Origin of the sequence: Paracoccus angustae (genome assembly GCF_042648745.1) — a bacterium.
Taxonomy (GTDB): Bacteria; Pseudomonadota; Alphaproteobacteria; order Rhodobacterales; family Rhodobacteraceae; genus Paracoccus; species Paracoccus angustae.
Map to the genome: position 1 here is coordinate 58,745 of NZ_JBHRXY010000008.1, position 17,995 is coordinate 76,739.

20 protein-coding genes and 1 tRNA gene are annotated in these 17,995 nt (G+C 67.3%); 11 read left to right on the top strand and 10 right to left on the bottom strand.

What is annotated here, in order from left to right:
- Nucleotides 1-63: 63 nt before the first annotated feature.
- Nucleotides 64-139, bottom strand: a tRNA-Lys gene (locus ACFOM8_RS11690).
- A gap of 86 nt (nt 140-225) precedes the next feature.
- On the opposite strand from ACFOM8_RS11690, the gene dapF reads away from it, so the two are divergent.
- Together dapF and mtaB are read left to right on the top strand one after the other, a co-directional pair.
- The gene (dapF, locus tag ACFOM8_RS11695; RefSeq protein ID WP_377761520.1) at nt 226-1,065 is read left to right on the top strand and encodes a diaminopimelate epimerase; all 840 of its coding nucleotides are present in this window, start codon (nt 226-228) and stop codon (nt 1,063-1,065) included.
- Nucleotides 1,062-2,315: a tRNA (N(6)-L-threonylcarbamoyladenosine(37)-C(2))-methylthiotransferase MtaB gene (gene mtaB, locus ACFOM8_RS11700; protein ID WP_377761521.1), complete on the top strand. Its 1,254-nt coding sequence runs from the start codon at nt 1,062-1,064 to the stop codon at nt 2,313-2,315. The genes dapF and mtaB overlap by 4 nt, the downstream gene beginning before the upstream one ends.
- Nucleotides 2,316-2,506: 191 nt before the next feature.
- Here the strand turns inward: mtaB and ACFOM8_RS11705 are convergent, their stop codons facing one another.
- Complete coding sequence (locus ACFOM8_RS11705) at nt 2,507-3,343, bottom strand: universal stress protein (protein ID WP_377761522.1); 837 nt, start codon at nt 3,341-3,343, stop codon at nt 2,507-2,509.
- A gap of 201 nt (nt 3,344-3,544) precedes the next feature.
- On the opposite strand from ACFOM8_RS11705, the gene ccoN reads away from it, so the two are divergent.
- The 4 genes from ccoN to ccoP all read left to right on the top strand — a co-directional run bounded on the left by ccoN (nt 3,545) and on the right by ccoP (nt 7,123).
- On the top strand, nt 3,545-5,149 hold the full coding sequence (gene ccoN, locus ACFOM8_RS11710) for a cytochrome-c oxidase, cbb3-type subunit I (protein ID WP_377761523.1): 1,605 nt from the start codon (nt 3,545-3,547) through the stop codon (nt 5,147-5,149).
- Between the two features lie 13 nt (nt 5,150-5,162).
- Nucleotides 5,163-5,888, top strand: a complete 726-nt coding sequence (ccoO, locus tag ACFOM8_RS11715) for a cytochrome-c oxidase, cbb3-type subunit II (protein ID WP_377761524.1) — start codon at nt 5,163-5,165, stop codon at nt 5,886-5,888.
- A 9-nt stretch (nt 5,889-5,897) separates the two neighbouring features.
- Nucleotides 5,898-6,086, top strand: coding sequence for a cbb3-type cytochrome c oxidase subunit 3 (locus ACFOM8_RS11720; protein ID WP_377761525.1), 189 nt, complete (start codon nt 5,898-5,900; stop codon nt 6,084-6,086).
- Between the two features lie 164 nt (nt 6,087-6,250).
- Nucleotides 6,251-7,123, top strand: coding sequence for a cytochrome-c oxidase, cbb3-type subunit III (gene ccoP, locus ACFOM8_RS11725; protein WP_377761700.1), 873 nt, complete (start codon nt 6,251-6,253; stop codon nt 7,121-7,123).
- Nucleotides 7,124-7,368: 245 nt separating this feature from the next.
- On the opposite strand, the gene ACFOM8_RS11730 is transcribed toward ccoP, so the two are convergent.
- From ACFOM8_RS11730 to miaB, 3 genes are all read right to left on the bottom strand, one after another.
- A complete protein-coding gene (locus tag ACFOM8_RS11730; RefSeq protein ID WP_377761526.1) occupies nt 7,369-7,728 on the bottom strand; it encodes a hypothetical protein in 360 nt (119 codons plus the stop codon).
- 235 nt (nt 7,729-7,963) lie between these two features.
- The gene (locus ACFOM8_RS11735; RefSeq protein ID WP_377761527.1) at nt 7,964-9,004 is read right to left on the bottom strand and encodes a DMT family transporter; all 1,041 of its coding nucleotides are present in this window, start codon (nt 9,002-9,004) and stop codon (nt 7,964-7,966) included.
- 76 nt (nt 9,005-9,080) lie between these two features.
- On the bottom strand, nt 9,081-10,412 hold the full coding sequence (gene miaB / locus ACFOM8_RS11740; protein WP_377761528.1) for a tRNA (N6-isopentenyl adenosine(37)-C2)-methylthiotransferase MiaB: 1,332 nt from the start codon (nt 10,410-10,412) through the stop codon (nt 9,081-9,083).
- 62 nt (nt 10,413-10,474) lie between these two features.
- Between miaB and ACFOM8_RS11745 the strand changes: the two genes are divergently transcribed.
- The 3 genes from ACFOM8_RS11745 to ACFOM8_RS11755 all read left to right on the top strand — a co-directional run bounded on the left by ACFOM8_RS11745 (nt 10,475) and on the right by ACFOM8_RS11755 (nt 12,752).
- Nucleotides 10,475-10,801 carry a TfoX/Sxy family protein gene (locus tag ACFOM8_RS11745; RefSeq protein ID WP_377761529.1) on the top strand — a complete coding sequence of 109 codons (327 nt, stop codon included), beginning with the start codon at nt 10,475-10,477 and terminating at the stop codon, nt 10,799-10,801.
- A gap of 50 nt (nt 10,802-10,851) precedes the next feature.
- Nucleotides 10,852-12,216, top strand: coding sequence for an aminotransferase (locus tag ACFOM8_RS11750; protein ID WP_377761530.1), 1,365 nt, complete (start codon nt 10,852-10,854; stop codon nt 12,214-12,216).
- A gap of 68 nt (nt 12,217-12,284) precedes the next feature.
- Nucleotides 12,285-12,752: a hypothetical protein gene (locus tag ACFOM8_RS11755; protein ID WP_377761531.1), complete on the top strand. Its 468-nt coding sequence runs from the start codon at nt 12,285-12,287 to the stop codon at nt 12,750-12,752.
- A gap of 4 nt (nt 12,753-12,756) precedes the next feature.
- Here the strand turns inward: ACFOM8_RS11755 and ACFOM8_RS11760 are convergent, their stop codons facing one another.
- The 3 genes from ACFOM8_RS11760 to ubiA all read right to left on the bottom strand — a co-directional run bounded on the left by ACFOM8_RS11760 (nt 12,757) and on the right by ubiA (nt 16,220).
- A complete protein-coding gene (locus ACFOM8_RS11760) occupies nt 12,757-13,065 on the bottom strand; it encodes a hypothetical protein (protein WP_377761532.1) in 309 nt (102 codons plus the stop codon).
- Between the two features lie 17 nt (nt 13,066-13,082).
- Nucleotides 13,083-15,218: an OmpA family protein gene (locus tag ACFOM8_RS11765; RefSeq protein ID WP_377761533.1), complete on the bottom strand. Its 2,136-nt coding sequence runs from the start codon at nt 15,216-15,218 to the stop codon at nt 13,083-13,085.
- A gap of 63 nt (nt 15,219-15,281) precedes the next feature.
- The gene (gene ubiA, locus ACFOM8_RS11770) at nt 15,282-16,220 is read right to left on the bottom strand and encodes a 4-hydroxybenzoate octaprenyltransferase (RefSeq protein ID WP_377761534.1); all 939 of its coding nucleotides are present in this window, start codon (nt 16,218-16,220) and stop codon (nt 15,282-15,284) included.
- Between the two features lie 13 nt (nt 16,221-16,233).
- Between ubiA and ACFOM8_RS11775 the strand changes: the two genes are divergently transcribed.
- Both ACFOM8_RS11775 and ACFOM8_RS11780 read left to right on the top strand, forming a co-directional pair.
- Complete coding sequence (locus ACFOM8_RS11775; RefSeq protein WP_377761536.1) at nt 16,234-16,953, top strand: 16S rRNA (uracil(1498)-N(3))-methyltransferase; 720 nt, start codon at nt 16,234-16,236, stop codon at nt 16,951-16,953.
- 190 nt (nt 16,954-17,143) lie between these two features.
- A complete protein-coding gene (locus tag ACFOM8_RS11780) occupies nt 17,144-17,338 on the top strand; it encodes a DUF1127 domain-containing protein (RefSeq protein WP_377761702.1) in 195 nt (64 codons plus the stop codon).
- 68 nt (nt 17,339-17,406) lie between these two features.
- Here ACFOM8_RS11780 and ACFOM8_RS11785 read toward each other — a convergent pair whose 3' ends face one another.
- Together ACFOM8_RS11785 and ACFOM8_RS11790 are read right to left on the bottom strand one after the other, a co-directional pair.
- A complete protein-coding gene (locus ACFOM8_RS11785; protein ID WP_377761537.1) occupies nt 17,407-17,655 on the bottom strand; it encodes a DUF982 domain-containing protein in 249 nt (82 codons plus the stop codon).
- Between the two features lie 118 nt (nt 17,656-17,773).
- A complete protein-coding gene (locus ACFOM8_RS11790; protein WP_207102360.1) occupies nt 17,774-17,980 on the bottom strand; it encodes a cold-shock protein in 207 nt (68 codons plus the stop codon).
- Nucleotides 17,981-17,995: the final 15 nt, after the last annotated feature.

Here is a 17,995-nt window from a genome sequence, read left to right on the forward strand (position 1 = left end):
TCCCGGTCGTCCGGGCAAAAAATCAGGGCCGGGGCTTTTCGGCCCAGGCCCTTGAATTTATGGTGGTGAGCCCGACAGGATTCGAACCTGTGACCCACTGATTAAAAGTCAGTTGCTCTACCAACTGAGCTACGGGCCCAACATGGGGGGCTTACTAGGGGGGGTGGCCGGGGGCGTCAAGCGGAAAAGTCGTCGGCACTGGCGGAAATTTTCCGCAGGCCTTATATGCCGCGCATGAACAGCATTTCCGCCCCCGGCCTGCCCTTCATGAAGATGCATGGGCTTGGCAACGATTTCGTTGTCCTGGATCTGCGCGCCGGCGGTGAACCCCCGGCGGCAGGCGTGATCGCCCGTATCGCCGACCGCCATCGCGGGGTGGGCTTCGACCAGCTGGCGACGGTCGAAGCCGACAGCCGGGCCGATGTGCGGCTGCGGTTCTGGAACGCGGACGGATCGGTCAGTTCCGCCTGCGGCAACGCCACGCGCTGCATCGCGCGGCATGTCATGGACCAGACCGGCCGCGACCGGCTGAGCCTGCGCACCGACCATGCGGTGCTGCTGGCCGAGGATGCGGGCGGCGGCCTGACGCGCGTGAACATGGGGCCGCCGGTGCTGGACTGGCGGGCGATTCCGCTGGCCCGGGACGTGGACACCCTTCACCTGCCCATCGAGGGCGATCCGGTGGCGACCGGCATGGGCAACCCGCATGTGACCTTTTTCGTCGACGACGCGGCATCGGTCGATCTGGCGGCCTTCGGCCCGGCGATGGAGCATCACCCCCTTTATCCGCAGCGCACCAATGTGGAGGTGGTGCAGGTCGTCTCGCGCGACGAGATCATCCTGCGCATCTGGGAGCGCGGGGCGGGACCGACGCTGGCATCCGGGTCGTGTTCCTGCGCGGCGGCGGTGGCAGCGGCGCGGCGCGGGCTGGCCGGGCGGCGGATCAAGGTCAACGTGCCGGGCGGCGTCCTGCACATCGACTGGCGCGAGGACGGCGTGTGGATGGAAGGCCCGACGGCGCATGTCTTTACCGGCATCCTGACCCCGGAATGGTTGTCGCAATGACCGCCCCGGTCTTTTCCACGCTGGGCTGCCGCCTCAACGCCTACGAGACCGAGGCGATGCGCGAGATGGCCGAAGCCGCGGGCCTGTCCGGCGCCGTGGTCGTCAACACCTGCGCCGTCACCGCCGAGGCTGTGCGCAAGGCCCGCCAGGAAATCCGCCGCCTTGCGCGCGAAAATCCCGGCGCGCCGGTGATCGTGACCGGCTGCGCGGCCCAGACCGAACCCGAAACCTTCGCGCAGATGCCCGAGGTCTCGCGCGTCATCGGCAACCACGAGAAGATGCAGCCCGAAACCTGGGCCGGACTGCGCGCCCCGGACCTGATCGGCGAGACCGAAAAGATCCGCGTGGACGACATCATGTCGGTCAAGGAAACGGCAGGGCATCTGATCGACGGCTTCGGGCGGCACCGGGCCTATGTCCAGGTGCAGAACGGCTGCGACCACCGCTGCACCTTCTGCATCATCCCTTATGGTCGCGGAAATTCCCGTTCGGTGCCTGCGGGCGTGGTGGTGGAGCAGATCAAGCGGCTGGTCGGGCGCGGCTTCAACGAGGTCGTGCTGACCGGCGTGGACCTGACGAGCTGGGGCGCGGACCTGCCGGGGACGCCGCGTCTCGGCGATCTGGTGATGCGGATCCTGCGGCTGGTTCCCGACCTGCCGCGCCTGCGCATCAGCAGCATCGACAGCATCGAAGCGGACGAGAACCTGATGCTGGCCATCGCGGCCGAGCCGCGCCTGATGCCGCATCTGCATCTGTCCTTGCAGGCGGGCGACGACATGATCCTCAAGCGGATGAAGCGCCGCCACGGGCGCGACGACGCCATCCGCTTCTGCGAGGAGGCGCGGCGGCTGCGCCCCGACATCGTTTTCGGGGCCGACATCATCGCGGGTTTTCCGACCGAAACCGACGCGATGTTCGAGAACAGCGTGAAGCTGGTGGGCGATTGCGGACTGACCTTTCTGCACGTCTTTCCCTTCTCACCCCGCAAGGGCACGCCCGCGGCGCGGATGCCCGCCGTGAAAGGCCCGGTGATCCGCGACCGGGCCGCGCGTTTGCGCGCGACAGGGGATGCCGCGTTGCGTGCGCATCTGGACGCCCAGCTCGGCCGGACCCATCGCGTGCTGACCGAAGGCCCGCGCCTCGGCCGGACCGAGCAGTTCGCCGAAGTGGCCTTCGGCACCGACCAGCCCGAAGGGGCGCTGATGGACCTGCGCATCGCGGGCCATGACGGGGCGCGGCTGATCGCCTAGGCTTCGCTGCTTGGCCGGGCGGGGAAACGCGTGCGTTCCCCCGCCCGGCCCAGAGTTCCGTCGGGGCCGGCCCCACCCAAGCCCGCCGGGTGTCGGCCGGGCATCCGCATCCCGGCGCCATCGGCTGCCACGGGGACAGGTGGCGAAGGCGATGATCTTTGTCAGGCCGGCCTTGAAGCAGAACCCCGGCCTTATCGCGCCATGAAGACCGGCACCTTGGCCTTTTCCAGCATGTTGCGCGTGGCCCCGCCCAGGATCGCCTGGCGGAAGCGCGAATGGCCATAAGCGCCCATCACCACCAGGTCGGCGGCGATCTCGGTCGCGCGGCGGTTCAGCTCATCGCTGACGGTGGCGGCCGTGCGGGCCAACACGGCGATGTCGGCATGGACGCCGTGGCGCGTCAGCATCTGCGTCAGCGGCGCGCCGGGTTCGGATCCGTCCGTGCCGCGGCGCGGGTCGATGATGGTGATCTCGACCGATTTCGCGGCTTGCAGCAGGGGCAGGGCGCGGCGGATGGCGGCCAAGGCCTCGAGCGACTGGTTCCAGGCCACCAGCACCTTGCCCGGCGGGTCGGCGGGCAGGTCGGGGCCGGGCAGGACCAGCACCGGGCAGCCGCCCTCGAACAGCGCGGCCTCGACCACGGCCTCGGCCTCTCCGGGGGCGTCCGCGCCGTAAGGACGGCCGAGAACCGTCAGGTCGGAAAAGCGCGCGCGCATCCCCACAAGGTTCGCGATGCCGCCGATCTGCGCCACCGCCGCCTCGGAGGACCAGCGCAGGTCGCTGAAGCGGGTCAGGTGCTGGCGCACCGTCCGGTCCAGCGATTCGGCCTGTTCCATCGCCAAGTCGATGGCATCCTGGAAGGCATAGGGCGTGCCGCCCGGAAAGTAATAGCCCACCTGCGTATGGTCGAGCCCGAGGCTCAGCACCGACAGGTGGCCGTCCTCGCGCGCGGCCAAGGCCGCCGCCGCGTCAAGCTGGGGCAGCTGCCGCTGGTCGGACAGGATGGTGAGGATGCTCTTGTAACCCATGACGGACTCCTCTGGTCAGGTCGGGGGCAGGATGGCGTTCTTGCCGCCCTGCGGCCTTGATCGGAATCAAACCCCCGGATTTGACGCAGATCAAGGTTCCGCGTGCCCGGGAACCTTATGCCCGGTTCCGACAAGAAGGCCATCCTTGGCGGCGATTCGCGCTGTCCGGCCCCTTTCGACGAAGGAACGCGGGTATATGCCATGTGGAATTACGTGAAGCCGATCCTGCTGGGGGTCATTGCCCTGGCAGCCGCGATCGCCGCCAATCTCGCGCGCGATCCGGCCTATATGGTCAACGCCCTGGTTGTCATGCTGGTGGCGGCGGGGATGTTCGTCTGGACCCTGCGCCGGATGGACGAGCCGGTGCGCGCGGCCGATACCAGCCAGTACATGGACGATGTCGTCCGCTTCGGGGTGGCGGCCACCGCCTTCTGGGGCGTGGTGGGCTTTCTGGTGGGCGTGGTTATTGCCTTTCAGCTGGCCTTTCCGTCGCTGAACCTGTCGGAACTGACCCAAGGCTACACCAACTTCAGCAAGCTGCGCCCGCTGCACACCAGCGCGGTGATCTTCGCCTTCGGGGGCAACGCGTTGATCGCGACCTCGTTCTATGTGGTGCAGCGCACCTCGGCCGCGCGGCTGTGGGGCGGGAACCTCGCGTGGTTCGTGTTCTGGGGCTACAACCTGTTCATCGTGCTGGCCGCGACCGGATACATCGCGGGCGCCACGCAGTCCAAGGAATACGCCGAACCCGAATGGTACGTGGACTGGTGGCTGACGGTGGTCTGGGTGGCCTATCTGGCCGTGTTCCTGGGCACCGTGATCAAGCGCAAGGAACCCCACATCTACGTCGCCAACTGGTTCTATCTGGCCTTCATCGTGACCATCGCGATGCTGCACATCGTCAACAACCTGTCGGTGCCGGTCAGCATCTTCGGATCGAAGTCGGTCCAGGTGTTCTCGGGCGTGCAGGACGCGATGGTGCAGTGGTGGTACGGCCACAACGCCGTGGGCTTCTTTCTGACCGCGGGCTTCCTGGGCATGATGTACTACTTCATCCCCAAGCAGGCCGAGCGCCCCGTCTATTCCTACAAGCTGTCGATCATCCACTTCTGGGCGCTGATCTTCCTGTATATCTGGGCCGGTCCGCACCACCTGCACTATACCGCGCTGCCCGACTGGGCCTCGACGCTGGGGATGGTGTTTTCCATCATGCTGTGGATGCCTTCGTGGGGCGGCATGATCAACGGCCTGATGACCCTGTCGGGGGCCTGGGACAAGCTGCGCACCGACCCGATCCTGCGCATGATGGTGGTGGCCGTCGGCTTCTACGGCATGGCGACCTTCGAAGGCCCGATGATGTCGATCAAGGCCGTGAACAGCCTGTCGCACTATACCGATTGGACCATCGGCCACGTCCATTCCGGCGCGCTGGGCTGGAACGGCATGATCACCTTTGGCGCGCTTTACTACCTGACGCCGCGCCTGTGGGGACGCGAGCGCCTCTACAGCCTGTCGCTGGTCTCCTGGCACTTCTGGCTGGCGACCATCGGCCTGGTGCTCTACGCCGCGTCCATGTGGGTGTCGGGCATCATGGAAGGCCTGATGTGGCGCGAAGTGGACAGCCAGGGCTTCCTGGTCAACGCCTTCGCCGACGCCGTGCAGGCCAAGTTCGCGATGAACGTGGTGCGCGCCCTGGGCGGGGTTCTCTACCTCGCCGGCGGGATCATCATGGCCTACAACCTTTGGGCCACTGTGGCCCGCCAGCCCAAAGCCCATTCGACGGCCATCGCCGTGCCGGCCGAATAAGGGAATGCGAGCCATGCAAATCCTTGAAAAGCACAAGATCCTTGAAAAGAACGCGACGCTTCTGCTGATCTTTTCCTTTATCGTCGTGACCATCGGCGGCCTGGTGCAGATCACGCCCCTGTTCTATCTGGAAAACACCATCGAGAAGGTGGAAGGGGTCCGCCCCTACACCCCGCTGGAGCTGACCGGCCGCGACGTTTATATCCGCGAGGGCTGCTATGTCTGCCACAGCCAGATGATCCGCCCGATGCGCGACGAGGTCGAGCGTTACGGCCATTACTCGCTGGCGGCAGAATCAATGTACGACCATCCGTTCCAATGGGGGTCGAAACGCACCGGGCCGGATCTGGCCCGCGTGGGCGGGCGCTATTCGGACGAATGGCACCTGGACCACCTGCGCGATCCGCAATCGGTGGTGCCGGAATCCATCATGCCGCAATATGGGCACCTGATGGACCGGATCATCGGCCCGGACTACATCACCGAGCGCGTGGAAACCGATGCCCTGGTGGGCGTGCCCTATTCCGAGGAGATGATCGCCGCCGCGGTCGAGGATTTCCGCGCCCAGGCCGATCCCAACGCCGATGCCGAAGGGTTGCAGGAACGCTATCCGGGCGCGCAGCAGCGCAACTTCGACCGTCAGCCGCAGCTGACGGAAATGGACGCGCTGATCGCCTATCTGCAAGTGCTGGGCACGATGGTCGATTTCTCGACCTTCGAACCGGACGCCGCGCGGTAAGGAGGGGGCATGGAAACCTACAGCTTCCTGCGCGGGCTTGCCGACAGTTGGGCGCTGCTGCTGCTGGTGCTGTTCTTCGTGGGCGTGATCGCCTTCGTGTTCCGCCCCGGCGCCCGAAAGGCCCAGAAGGACGCCGCCGAAAGCATCTTCCGGCACGAGAACCGACCCGCCGATGCGGACGAGAAGGAGGGCCGGTGATGGCCGACAACGACAAGGACAAGCCGGTCGATCCGCATGTCGACCCCGCCAATCCCGACAACCGGGTCTCGGTCCGGCGCCATGCGGCCGACAGCGAACATGCCGCCAAGGTCATGGGCGCCATCCCCGAACGCCCCAACCCCGACCAGCCGGCCGCGCCCCGGATGCGCAAGCAGACCCGCAAGGGCCTGGTGCAAGAGGTGGGGTCCACCGGCCACCAATGGGACGGGATCACCGAATACGACAACCCGATGCCGCGCTGGTGGCTGTGGACCTTTTACGCCACCATTGTCTGGGCGGTGGGCTATGTGATCGCCTATCCGGCGATCCCGCTGGTCGATCGCGCCACCGACGGCCTTCTGGGCACCGACTACCGCCAGGAGGTCGCGGCCGAGATCGAGCGGTTCGACCAGGCCAACGCCGCCATCCAGACCCGTCTGGCCGAGGTCGATCTGGCCGCCATCCCCGACGACCCCGAACTGGTGAACTATGCCGCCAACGCGGGCGGCGCGGTGTTCCGCACCTGGTGCGCGCAGTGCCACGGCTCGGGCGCGGGCGGGGCGCGGGGTTATCCGAACCTTCTGGACAACGACTGGCTGTGGGGCGGCACGCTGGAGGACATCCACCTGACCCTGCAACACGGCATCCGCGACCCGCAGGACGCCGACACCCGCTATTCCGAAATGCCGCATTTCGGCACCGACGGGATCCTAGACCGCGCGCAGATCGACCAGGTGGTGAACCACGTGCTGTCGCTGTCCGACCGGCCGCATGACCCCGAAAAGGCTGCGGCGGGCGCCCCCGTTTATGCCGACAACTGTTCCGCCTGCCACATGGAGGATGGCACCGGGGACCGCGCGCAAGGCGCGCCCAACCTGGCCGATGCCGTCTGGCTTTACGGCGACGACCACGAGACGCTGACCCGGATCGTCAGCGAAGGCCCTTACGGCGTCATGCCCTCGTGGAGCAAGCGCCTGTCCGAGGCCGAGATCCGCGCCGTGGCGACCTATGTCCACGGTCTGGGCGGCGGGGAATAATCCCCCCGGCCAGACCGCGCACCCCGAGCTTTCGCCCTTGCCGTCGTCAATGGCGAAAGAGACCGGCCCCTGTCCTGTTCGCGCGTTCCTGGGGGCCGGTCTTCATCATAACGCCCGGCCCCGCGCAGATCGGGTGCCAGGCGTCACGACCTTTCGCATCATCCCATCGGTGCGAAAGAGGCCGGTCCCCGCATGTTCGCGCGTTCCCGGGGGCCGGCCGCCTTTTTTCCCGCGCGGCCGCTGCCTCAGCCGTCGTTCATTGGCAGCGCCACCTGGGCGTGCTGCACCACCGTCCAGTTTTCGTGGCCGCGGCGCCGATAAACCGAGGTGCAGGCCGCCTGGAAGCGCGTATCGCCCTTGGTTGCCGTGACAAGATAGCCGATCACGATCATCCCTTCCTCGGGCCGCGAGATGGTCTGGTCGGAAAACGTCACCTCGTCCCATTCGGGCGTGCCGCTGACGGCTTCGATGGCGGCCTGGCCCGCGAACAGGTGGGGGGCGTGGCTCAGCGCCATGACGCATTCGGGATCGACGCGTTCGTGATAGCGTTCGTCCGAGGCGTGCCAGAGACCTTCCTCGAAGTTCCAGACCCGGTTGTCGTCCATCCTGTCCTCCTCGCGTGATGCCGTCACCCTTAACCGCGAGGGTGGAGGGCGGTTCCGGGAGGGAGGGTGGATTTGGGGCAGCCTGTCGTCGACAAAACGCCTCAACGATCTAGAATCAACGTGATGTCGCTTCAAGCCCGAGGCGGGCAGTCGTCACACTTACCGTGCCGCCTACAGATACCCAAGAACCGAATGCCGCCACGGCTTGCAAACCTCGATGGCGCGCCGTCCCAGGTTATCGTTGCCTGTCGCTCAACTCTTTCCTATGGAAAGCTTTATTGCGAATGGCCCGCCAAGGTCGGCCGTCGATGGCCGCCAGACCGGCGCCGATCAGGGCCATGCCCGCAAAATGCCGCGGGAGGAGCGTCTCGCCCAAGAAAAGTGTGCCCAGGAGGATGGCGCTGACCGGGATCAGGAACGTCACCAGCAGCAGATTTGTCGCTCCCGCCGTAGCGAGAATCCGAAAATAAAGCACATAGGCCAGAGCGGTCGAGATCGCGGCCACGCCGATCAGCGCGCCGATCGCGGATAGGCTGGGCGGCGGGAGCGTCCAAGGCCGGTCAACAACCGCCACCAGGGGCAGCAGGATCATGCTGGAAGCAACGACCTGCCCGGTGGCGGTGCTCATCGGGCCGATCCCCATGGCCCTGAACCTGCGTCCGTAAATGCCCGCAAAGGCATAGGACATGGCACCGGCAAGGCACATGAACTGCGCGACAACATGCGCACCCAGATCTCTCAGCGCATCCGTGCCGATCATCGCGGCGACCCCAGCAAAGCCGATCAGAACACCGGCCAGCTTGCCGCCAGTCAGGCGTTCGTCGCTGGTCAGGATGTGGGCGAAAATGACGGTGAACAGCGGCGTCGAAGCGTTCAGGATCGAAGCCAGTCCCGAGGCGATATGCTGCTGTCCCCAGACAATCAGCGAAAACGGAATGACGTTGTTGAGCAGGCCCATTGCAAAGAATGCCGCCCATGCCCGCCGGCCAAGCGGCATCCGTTCACCGCGCAGGCGCAGTAAGGAAAGCAGGATGATCGCGGCCAGCGTCACGCGGGCGACAACCACCGTGAAGACCGGCAGCTCCCGAATAGCGATGCCATTGAAGAAAAACGATCCTCCCCAGACAGCGGCAAGGGCCAGCAACATGGCCCATTCCCGCGGTGTCATGGGGCGTTGATCCGGTGCGGCTTGCGGCATTGTCCCTCCATGCTTCAGGGGACGATAGACCGCCGTGGGCATTTCGGGCACGCGTTTCGGGCGTTTCATCTTTTTCATGCCGGGGTCGTGCTGGGGTCGTGCCGCGATGGTGCGCTACCGCACGATCTGTCACGCTGGCTGGCGCGGCAAGATCTTATCCCGCCAACTCCCCCCGCAACGAATTGCTGGCGCTTTCCACGATCCGCACGGGCACCAGATCGCCGACCCGGGCCTGGGGGGCATCAACGAAAACCGAATGGAGGTAATCCGACTTGCCGATCATCTGCCCCGCCTGACGGCCCGGTTTCTCGAACAGCACGCCCAGGGTGCGCCCGACCATGCCCTCCTGCGCGGCCTTCTGCTGTTTCGTCAGCAGCGCCTGCAATTCCTGCAACCGCTGGTCGGCCACGTCGCCGTCCACCTCGGGGCGGTCAAAGGCGGGGGTGCCGGGACGGGGGGAATACTTGAAGCTGAAGGCGGTGCCGAAGCCCACGGCGGCCACCAGGCGCAGGGTGTCCTGGTGGTCCTGATCCGTCTCGCCCGGGAAGCCCACGATGAAGTCGCTGGTCAGCATGATGTCGGGCCGCGCCTCGCGGATGCGGTCGATCAGGCGCAGATACTGCGCCGCCGTGTGCTTGCGGTTCATGGCCCGCAGGACCCGGTCGCTGCCCGACTGAACCGGCAGGTGCAGATAGGGCATCAGCTGCGGAACGTCCCGGTGCGCCGCGATCAGGTCGTCGGCCATATCGTTGGGGTGGCTGGTGGTATAGCGGATGCGCTCCAGCCCCTCGATTTCGCCCAGGGCGCGGATCAGGCGGCCGAAACCCCATTCGCCGTCCGACCCCGCGCCGTGCCAGCCGTTCACGTTCTGGCCCAGCAAGGTGATTTCCCGCACGCCCCGGTCCACCAGGTCGCGCGCCTCGCGCAGGATGCGGTCCACGGGGCGGCTGACCTCGGCGCCCCGCGTATAGGGGACCACGCAAAAGGCGCAGAACTTGTCGCAGCCCTCCTGCACGGTCAGGAAGGCGGCGGGCGCGCGGCGGGTGGCGCGGCGTTGGGGCAGGTGGTCGAACTTGTCTTCTTCGGGGAAGTCGGTGTTGATCGCCGGAGCCTCGCCGCGCACCATGGCGGGCAGGCGGTGGTAGGTCTGCGGACCCACCACCAGATCGACCAGGGGCATCCGGCGCACGATCTCCTCGCCCTCGGCCTGGGCCACGCAGCCCGCCACGCCGATCTTCAGGCCGGGCTTTTCCGCCTTGAGCGGCTTGAGGCGCCCCAGGTCGGAATAAAGCTTCTCGGCGGCTTTCTCGCGGATGTGGCAGGTGTTCAGCAGCACCATGTCGGCGTCAGACTGATCCTCGGTCAGGACATAGCCTTCCGCGCCCATGGCTTCGGCCATGCGCTGGCTGTCGTAAACGTTCATCTGGCAGCCATAGGTCTTGATGAACAGTTTTTTCACTGCCGGGGGATTGGCTTGGTCGGTCATGCCGTGCTGTCCTTGGAGATCGCGTGCTGATACAGCAAACACGGCGAAATGGAAAGCGGGCCATGGACAGCGACCTGACGGGGATCACCAACATCGGTCCGGCGACGGCCCGGGCGCTGATCGCGGCGGGGGTGCCCGATGCCGCCGCCCTGCGCCGGATCGGCGCTCACGAGGCTTATCGCGCCCTGCTGGCCGCGGGCGAGCGGCCGCATTTCATCGGCTATTACGTGCTGGCGATGGCCCTGCAAGGCCGCCCCTGGAACGACTGCCGGGGCGCGGAAAAGGCCGCGCTGCGCGAGCGGTTCGATTCGCTGGTGGCCGAGATGCGCGGCGTTCCGCTGGCCGGGATCGAGGCGGAACTGGATCTGATCGGCCTGCGCCGTTCTTGAACGCCCCCATTCGCCCGGCTAGCCTGCGGGCAAACCCGATGGAGGCCACCATGACCAAACCGCAAAGCTGGGAAGCCCGCGCCGACGAATACTCGCTTTACGGCTTCACGGACCTGCCCAGCGTCGCGAGCCGGGGCGCCGTGGTGCTGACCCATGGCGAAGGACCCTATGTCGTCGACGTGAACGGCCGCCGTTATCTGGATGCGAATTCCGGCCTGTGGAACATGGTCGCGGGCTTTGACCACAAGGGCCTGGCCGAGGCCGCCAAGGCCCAGTACGACCGCTTTCCGGGATACCACGCCTTTTTCGGGCGGCTGTCCGACCAGACCGTGATGCTGTCCGAAAAGCTGGTCGAGGTGTCTCCGTTCGAGCGGGGCAAGGTGTTCTACACCAATTCCGGGTCCGAGGCGAACGACACCATGGTCAAGATGCTGTGGTTCCTGCATGCCAGCGAGGGCAATCCGCAGCGCCGCAAGATCCTGACCCGCTGGAACGCCTATCACGGCGTGACCGTTGTGTCGGCCTCGATGACCGGCAAGCCTTACAACGAGGTCTTCGGCCTGCCGCTGCCCGGCTTCATCCACCTGACCTGCCCGCATTTCTGGCGCTATGGCGAGGCGGGCGAGACCGAGGAGCAGTTCACCGCCCGCCTTGTGCGCGAGCTGGAGGACACGATCCGGCGCGAGGGCCCCGACACCATCGCGGGCTTTTTTGCCGAACCCGTGCAGGGGGCGGGGGGCGTGATCCCGCCGTCCAAGGGCTATTTCCAGGCGGTGCTGCCGATCCTGCGGAAATACGGCATCCCGATGATCGCGGACGAGGTGATCACGGGCTTCGGGCGTACCGGCAACACCTGGGGCTGCCAGACCTACGGCTTCATGCCCGACGCGATCATCAGTTCCAAGAACCTGACCGCCGGGCTGTTTCCGATGGGGGCGGTGATTCTGGGCGGCGATCTTGCCGATCGCGTTCAGGCGGCCGTCGAGAAGATCGAGGAATTCCCGCATGGCTTCACCGCCTCGGGCCATCCGGTCGGCTGCGCCATCGCGCTGAAGGCCATCGACGTGGTGATGAACGAGGGGCTTGCGGACAACGTGAAACGCCTGGCTCCCCGGCTGGAAGAGGGCCTGCGCGCGATCATGGAGCGCAGCGAGCATATCGGCGAACTGCGCGGGGTGGGCTTCATGTGGGCCTTGGAGGCCGTGCGCGACAAGGCGACCAGGACGCCCTTCGACGGCAGCCTGTCGGTCAGCGAACGCATCGCCAACGCCTGCACCGACCTGGGGCTGATCTGCCGCCCCCTGGGCCAGTCCATCGTTCTGTGCCCGCCCTTCGTTCTGACCGAGGCGCAGATGGACGAGATCTTCGACAAGCTGGAACGGGCGCTGCGCAAGGTGTTCGCGGAGGTGGCCTAAAGGGCGGAACGGGTGACCTTGCCTCGCGTTGCCTTTCTTTCGGACAGAGGGCTGACATGGACCGGACAATGGCGGCGATCGTCGGGGGGCTTGCGGCGGGCGTGGCGACAGCGGCGCTGATGCAGGCGGGGCGGCGAAGCGGCGTGCTGGGCAAGACGCTGGATCGCGACGCGGTGGACTGGATCGACCGGACCACCGGATCGCGCGCGGCGATCGGCGACACCGGCACCGGCATTGTCGAATTCGTCAACCATCTTGCCGCCTCGGCGGCGTTCGGCGCCGCTTACGAAAAGCTGCGGCAAGCCACGCCGCGGATGGACGCGCTGTCGCGCGGGGTGCTGTACGGAACCGCGCTTTACGCGGTCAATATCGGCATCGTGGCGCCGATCCTCGGCATCACCGAAGGCGAGATCGAGGCAGGCCCGCGCAAGGCCGTCGAACGCTGGGGCGCCCATGCGGTCCAGGGCGCGGTGACGGCCCTGCTGGCCGAAACCCTTGCCGATCCGGCAAGGGACGGTTCGGATCGAGACGCCTGATCGCCTAGCGCCGCGACAGCTTGCGCTCGATGTAGTCGCGCAGCTCCTCGATCTCGGCGCGGCTTTCGCGCAACCCGCTCATGGCGGTTTCCAGTTCCGCCTGGGTCGTCGTCAGGCGGCTGTCGCGGTCCTTGAGCAGGGTGACGGCCTTGTCGCGTTCGCGTTCCGTGTCGTGCAGCTTCCGTTCCAGATCGTCCAGATCGGCATGGGTGGGGCGGGTCAGGCGCCCGATCAGCCAGCAGGCGAACCAGCCCAGCACAAAGGCGCCGAACAGGACAAGCGCGGTGGCGGTGATGAATTCGGTGCGATCCATGCGGGTCCAGCTTGCGATCAGGGGGCGGGTTCGTCGTCCGGCCGGGGCGAAGGGCGCGGCGTGTCCGGGGTCGGCGTCTGGACGGGAAGCCTAAGGTTTTCCTCGCGCTCGTCCAGCGTCTGGAAGACCTCGCTGGCGCCCACGGTGGCGGGGGCCACCGGCCCGATGCCGGCCTGCGGCATGGCGGGGCCGAAGACGCGCGTCTGCGGCGCGGGCTTGTCCGGCTGCACGGGGCCGATCAGATCTCCGGCAGGCTGGTCCGCGGGCAGGTCGGGGGGCACGGGTTCGGCGGTGACGCCCGACAACGTGACCGGCGCGGGCAGGGGCGCGCTGCGGACCGGAAAGTCCGACAGCAGCCGGAACTCGATCCGGCGGTTTTCCTCGCGCCCTTCCTCGGTGTCGTTGGCGGCGATCGGCTGGCTTTCGCCGTAACCGCGCGCGGTCAGGTTGGCCACGTCGATGCCTGCGCCCGCCATGGCGGCCAGCAGGGCTTGCGCCCGGCCGCGCGACAGGTCGGCGTTGAAGCCCTCCGAACCCTGCGAATCGGTGTGCCCCCCGGCCTCGATCTGGAAATCGGCGCATTCGGCCATGATGGCGGACAGCCGCTCCAGCGTGGGGGCTGGGTCGCCCGCGATGGCGGCCTTGGACGGCTCGAAGCCGATCTCGGATTCGGACATGACGATGTTCAACTGGCGGACGCATTCGGAACCGTCGGGCAGATCCAATGCCGGGTCCAGCCGCCGGTCATAGCGGATCGCCAGTTCATAGGCGGCGCCCGGCCCCAGCCGTTCGGCCAGGCGCGCGGCGGCGGCCTCGGGGGCGGCGGGATCGCCCGACGTGCCGGAAAGCCTGATCAGGTCGGGCGTGACCCGGACGCTGCCCGAATGCAGGCTGTCCAGCGCCTCCAGCGCGCCGATGACGCGCACCGTCCAGCCGCCCGGGACCGAGGGGTCGTTCGCCAGGCTGCCCTCCACGGCGGGAAAGTGCGCGCGGGCGACGCTGTCCACCGTTTCCCGCATCCGGTCGTCGCTGATCCGGCCCGCCATGTTCAGAACCTGCGTGTCGGACAAGGTGGCGGTGAATTCGGCAGGTCCTTGCGAAGCCGCGTCCGAGGCGGTTTCCAGGTCCGATTGCAGCGAGAACACCGGCGGCAGGGCGCGCCGCAGCCCGGCCACGGCGCTGTCGAAGGCCGCCTTGTCCACCCCGGGCGGCGCCACCAGCGACACATCGGCATCCGACAGCGTCACCGCGCCCTGGCCCAGGGCGGCCACCGTTCCGATGGCGGCGGCGGCGGCGTCCGCCCAATCGGGCGAGGGCGCGCCAAGCCCCAGCGTGCAGGCGGGAACGTCCGCCGCCCCCGCCTTCACGGCGGCGTCCACGATCCGATCGCGGCCTTCCTCGGTGTCGGTGGCGCAGGATTCGAAGCGCGCGCCGTTCTTGTCGATCACGAAGCGCAGCGTGAAGGGCGCGATGACCGGGCGCGGGGCCGAGATGTCGGTGACAAGCTCGACCCCCGCGGGCAGGCCCCGGCGCAGCGCGGCCTCGAGCCGGACCTTTTCGTCGCGGCTGTCGGCGACGGCCGAGATCGTGACGCGCCCCGGCTGGACCGAGATCTTGGCGCGGGCCGCCATCTGCGCGGCCTGCCGCCCATAGCGGATGGCCGCGTCCCACCCCCCCGGAACGGCATAGTCGGCGGTTTCCAGAAGGTCTGTCACCTGGGGCGCGGCGGTTTCGGCCCGCAAGGCGCGCACCAGGCCCGCGCGGTCGGTCGAGGCCGGAACCAGCCCGATCAGCGAAATGCCCTGGTCGTTGCGCAGCAGTTCCACCTTGAAGTCGGGGGGCGTCATCGCCTCGGCCGAGGCCACGGTCATCGCGTCCACCACCCTGGACGGATCGACCACGCCGCCCGCCTGGGTCACGGCCCGGAAACGGTCCAGCTCGGTCGGCGCGGTGCCGGTCAGGCGGACCTGCAAGCCGTCGGTCGCCACCCCCACCCAGTCCTGCCCCGAGGCTTGCAGCGCCTGTTCCACGTCCTGGCGCGACCGCTGCTCGATAAAGCCGGCGGCGGTGCCGGCGCCCAGCCAGCACAGCCCGCCCGCGGCGGACAGAACAACAAGCGTGGCGATGGACGAGGCAAGCCGCCTGCGGGGCATGAGCCATGACCTCCGGCTGTTTCCTTGGACCCCCGATCTAGCGGCGGGCCGGGGTCCGCGCAATCAGACGAGTCCGGCCAGGGCAAGAAACAGCGCAAGGATCAGCCCCGCGTCGCGGTTCGACCGGAACAGCCGCAGGCAGACAGAACCCTGTTCCGGCTGGAAATTCCGCAGCTGCCAGCCCAGATGCGCCGCGAAACCGGCAAGGCCCGCATAGCCCATCAACAGATTGCGACCCGTCAGGAAGGTGGCCACGGCCAGCAGCAAAACGGTCAGCGCCGCAAAGCCCGCCAGGATGCGCGGGCTGTTTTTCCCGAACAGGCGGGCGGTGGATTTCACGCCGATCAGGGCGTCGTCCTCGACATCCTGATGGGCATAGATGGTGTCGTAGAAGATCGTCCAGCTGATTCCCGCCGCCCAGGCCACCACCGGCGCCGCGTCAAGCCGCCCCATATGCGCGGCATAGGCCAGCATCACGCCCCAGTTGAAGGCCAGGCCCAGAAAGACCTGCGGCCACCAGGTGAACCGCTTGGCAAAGGGATAGATCGCGACCAGCGCCAGCGAGGCCACGCCCATCCAGATCGCCGCCCGGTCCAGCGTCAGCAGGATCGCGAAGCCGACCAGGCATTGCGCCGCCAGCCAGCCATAGGCTCCGCGCAGCGTCACCTGCCCCGAGGGCAGGGGGCGCGACCGGGTGCGCGCCACCTGGCCGTCGATGTCGCGGTCGGTGATGTCGTTCCAGGTGCAGCCCGCCCCGCGCATCACCAGCGCGCCCAGGGCGCAGGCCACGGCGATCCACAGGTCCGCCCAGCGGGGCGCGTCCGCCATCATCGCCAGCCCGATCCCCCACCAGCAGGGCAGCAGCAAAAGCCACGTCCCGATCGGCCGGTCGGCGCGGGACAGGCGCAGCCATGGCCTCCAGGCCGGGGGGGCCAGGGTGTCCACCCAGTTGCCCTTCGGCGCGTCGACGACGGCGTCTGGTCTTTCCGTCCGGCTTTGCATAGCGTCTGGCCCCATGGCAAGGATCAGGCTGTTCATAGATCACCCGCTGGCCGCGGGACAACCCGTCCCGCTTGACGGGGATCAGGCGCATTACCTGGGCGGCGTGATGCGCCTGACGCCCGGCGCGGTGATCGAGGTCTTCAACGGGCGCGACGGCGCCTGGTCCGCCCGGCTGGTCCAGGCGGGGAAACGCTCCGGCGCACTGGAAGTGCTGGCGCAGACCGCCCCGCAGCGCGATCCGCCCGACCTGTGGCTGGTCTTCGCGCCCATCAAGAAAGCGCGCACCGACTTCATCGTCGAAAAGGCGGCCGAGATGGGGGCCGCGCGCATCCTGCCGGTGCAGACCGACCACACCAATGCCGAGCGCATCCGCCAGGACCGCCTGCAAGCCCATGCCGTCGAGGCGGCGGAGCAATGCGGCGGCACCTTTGTGCCCCCGGTGGCCGATCTGGTTCCCTTGTCGCGCCTGCTGGACGGCTGGGACGCCGCGCGCCAGATCCTGTGGGCCGACGAGGCGATGGCGGGACCGGCGGACACGCTGGCGGGCCTGCCGCGCGGCCCTTGGGCGATCCTGATCGGACCCGAGGGGGGCTTTTCGGACGCCGAGCGCGCCCGCCTGTCTGCCTTGCCCTTCGTGAGTCGCATCAGCCTGGGGCCGCGGCTCCTGCGCGCCGACACGGCTGCCGTTGCGGCACTTGCGCTGTGGCAGGCAGCCTTGGGGGATTGGCGATAAACGAATGCCGCAATGCGGCATTCGAGGGCCGAAAAGCGACGCGCTGCCGCTTTTTACCATTGGGAAATCTGCATTTGCTGCATAGCGGCATTGCCGGGCCTGCGGCTACTCTTTCCGATCTGCCCGATCTATATCCTGTTGCATGAAGCGATTGCCCGATGGTCGGGCACTTCTGGAACAGGTGATGAAAATGTCGACGATGGAACTGAACCGCGGTTATGCTGCTGGTGGCGTTGGCAGTGTCGTTGCGAACTTTTTCTCGATGCTGAGCGCGTGGAACGATGCCCGCGTGACCCGTCGGGAACTGAGCCGCCTGTCGGATCGCGAGCTGGACGATATCGGTCTGTGCCGCGGCGACATCGAGCGGATTGCGCGCGGCTTCTAAGCCATAGCCATCCCGATCCAAGACGAACGAACCCCCAATGCGGATGCAGAGGGGGTTTTTTCTTGTTGTCAGTGCTTGTGGACGGATGTGAAGCCGGCTGTCTGGGCCGCGTCCTCGAAGGCCGCGCGTGCCGTTCCGACGGGAATCATGCAATGGGCGGCGGCATCCAGCATCCGCGCGGCACGGGCGCGGGGCGCGTCATCCACCGGCCATCTGCGTCGCAGCCAATAGGCGGCCGTCTCGATGGTGGTGAAGGTCTTCACGTCGCCGTCCGGCAGGACGAACGACAGGGGGTTTCCCCAGTTTACTTCGATCAAAACTGTTCTTTCATGAAATCATCCGATCCCGCGCCCGGATCATCCGGTGATCGGGGCGTCCGGCGATCGGAATGGGCGGCGAGGCAAGCGCCGCCGCCCAGAAGCGCGCAAGGGCAGTTCAGGCCAGCGCGACGTTGGTCGCCGATTCGCGGCCGTCGCGGCCTTTCTCGACATCAAAGGTGATCGCCTGGCCGTCGCGGATGTCGCGGATGCCGGCGCGCTCGAGAGCGGAGATGTGAAGGAAGATGTCCTTCGAGCCATGCTCGGGCTGAATGAAGCCGAAGCCTTTGGTGGCGTTGAACCATTTCACGGTGCCATTGGCCATCGTGATGTACTCCTG

Excerpts from the sequence above, each read along its gene's own strand:
- dapF (WP_377761520.1), top strand. The coding sequence starts at position 226 with ATGCCGCGCATGAACAGCATTTCCGCCCCCGGCCTGCCCTTCATGAAG.
- mtaB (WP_377761521.1), top strand. The coding sequence starts at position 1,062 with ATGACCGCCCCGGTCTTTTCCACGCTGGGCTGCCGCCTCAACGCCTAC.
- ACFOM8_RS11705 (WP_377761522.1), bottom strand. The coding sequence starts at position 3,343 with ATGGGTTACAAGAGCATCCTCACCATCCTGTCCGACCAGCGGCAGCTG.
- ccoN (WP_377761523.1), top strand. The coding sequence starts at position 3,545 with ATGTGGAATTACGTGAAGCCGATCCTGCTGGGGGTCATTGCCCTGGCA.
- ccoO (WP_377761524.1), top strand. The coding sequence starts at position 5,163 with ATGCAAATCCTTGAAAAGCACAAGATCCTTGAAAAGAACGCGACGCTT.
- ACFOM8_RS11720 (WP_377761525.1), top strand. The coding sequence starts at position 5,898 with ATGGAAACCTACAGCTTCCTGCGCGGGCTTGCCGACAGTTGGGCGCTG.
- ccoP (WP_377761700.1), top strand. The coding sequence starts at position 6,251 with ATGCGCAAGCAGACCCGCAAGGGCCTGGTGCAAGAGGTGGGGTCCACC.
- ACFOM8_RS11730 (WP_377761526.1), bottom strand. The coding sequence starts at position 7,728 with ATGGACGACAACCGGGTCTGGAACTTCGAGGAAGGTCTCTGGCACGCC.
- ACFOM8_RS11735 (WP_377761527.1), bottom strand. The coding sequence starts at position 9,004 with ATGAAAAAGATGAAACGCCCGAAACGCGTGCCCGAAATGCCCACGGCG.
- miaB (WP_377761528.1), bottom strand. The coding sequence starts at position 10,412 with ATGACCGACCAAGCCAATCCCCCGGCAGTGAAAAAACTGTTCATCAAG.
- ACFOM8_RS11745 (WP_377761529.1), top strand. The coding sequence starts at position 10,475 with ATGGACAGCGACCTGACGGGGATCACCAACATCGGTCCGGCGACGGCC.
- ACFOM8_RS11750 (WP_377761530.1), top strand. The coding sequence starts at position 10,852 with ATGACCAAACCGCAAAGCTGGGAAGCCCGCGCCGACGAATACTCGCTT.
- ACFOM8_RS11755 (WP_377761531.1), top strand. The coding sequence starts at position 12,285 with ATGGCGGCGATCGTCGGGGGGCTTGCGGCGGGCGTGGCGACAGCGGCG.
- ACFOM8_RS11760 (WP_377761532.1), bottom strand. The coding sequence starts at position 13,065 with ATGGATCGCACCGAATTCATCACCGCCACCGCGCTTGTCCTGTTCGGC.
- ACFOM8_RS11765 (WP_377761533.1), bottom strand. The coding sequence starts at position 15,218 with ATGCCCCGCAGGCGGCTTGCCTCGTCCATCGCCACGCTTGTTGTTCTG.
- ubiA (WP_377761534.1), bottom strand. The coding sequence starts at position 16,220 with ATGCAAAGCCGGACGGAAAGACCAGACGCCGTCGTCGACGCGCCGAAG.
- ACFOM8_RS11775 (WP_377761536.1), top strand. The coding sequence starts at position 16,234 with ATGGCAAGGATCAGGCTGTTCATAGATCACCCGCTGGCCGCGGGACAA.
- ACFOM8_RS11780 (WP_377761702.1), top strand. The coding sequence starts at position 17,144 with ATGTCGACGATGGAACTGAACCGCGGTTATGCTGCTGGTGGCGTTGGC.
- ACFOM8_RS11790 (WP_207102360.1), bottom strand. The coding sequence starts at position 17,980 with ATGGCCAATGGCACCGTGAAATGGTTCAACGCCACCAAAGGCTTCGGC.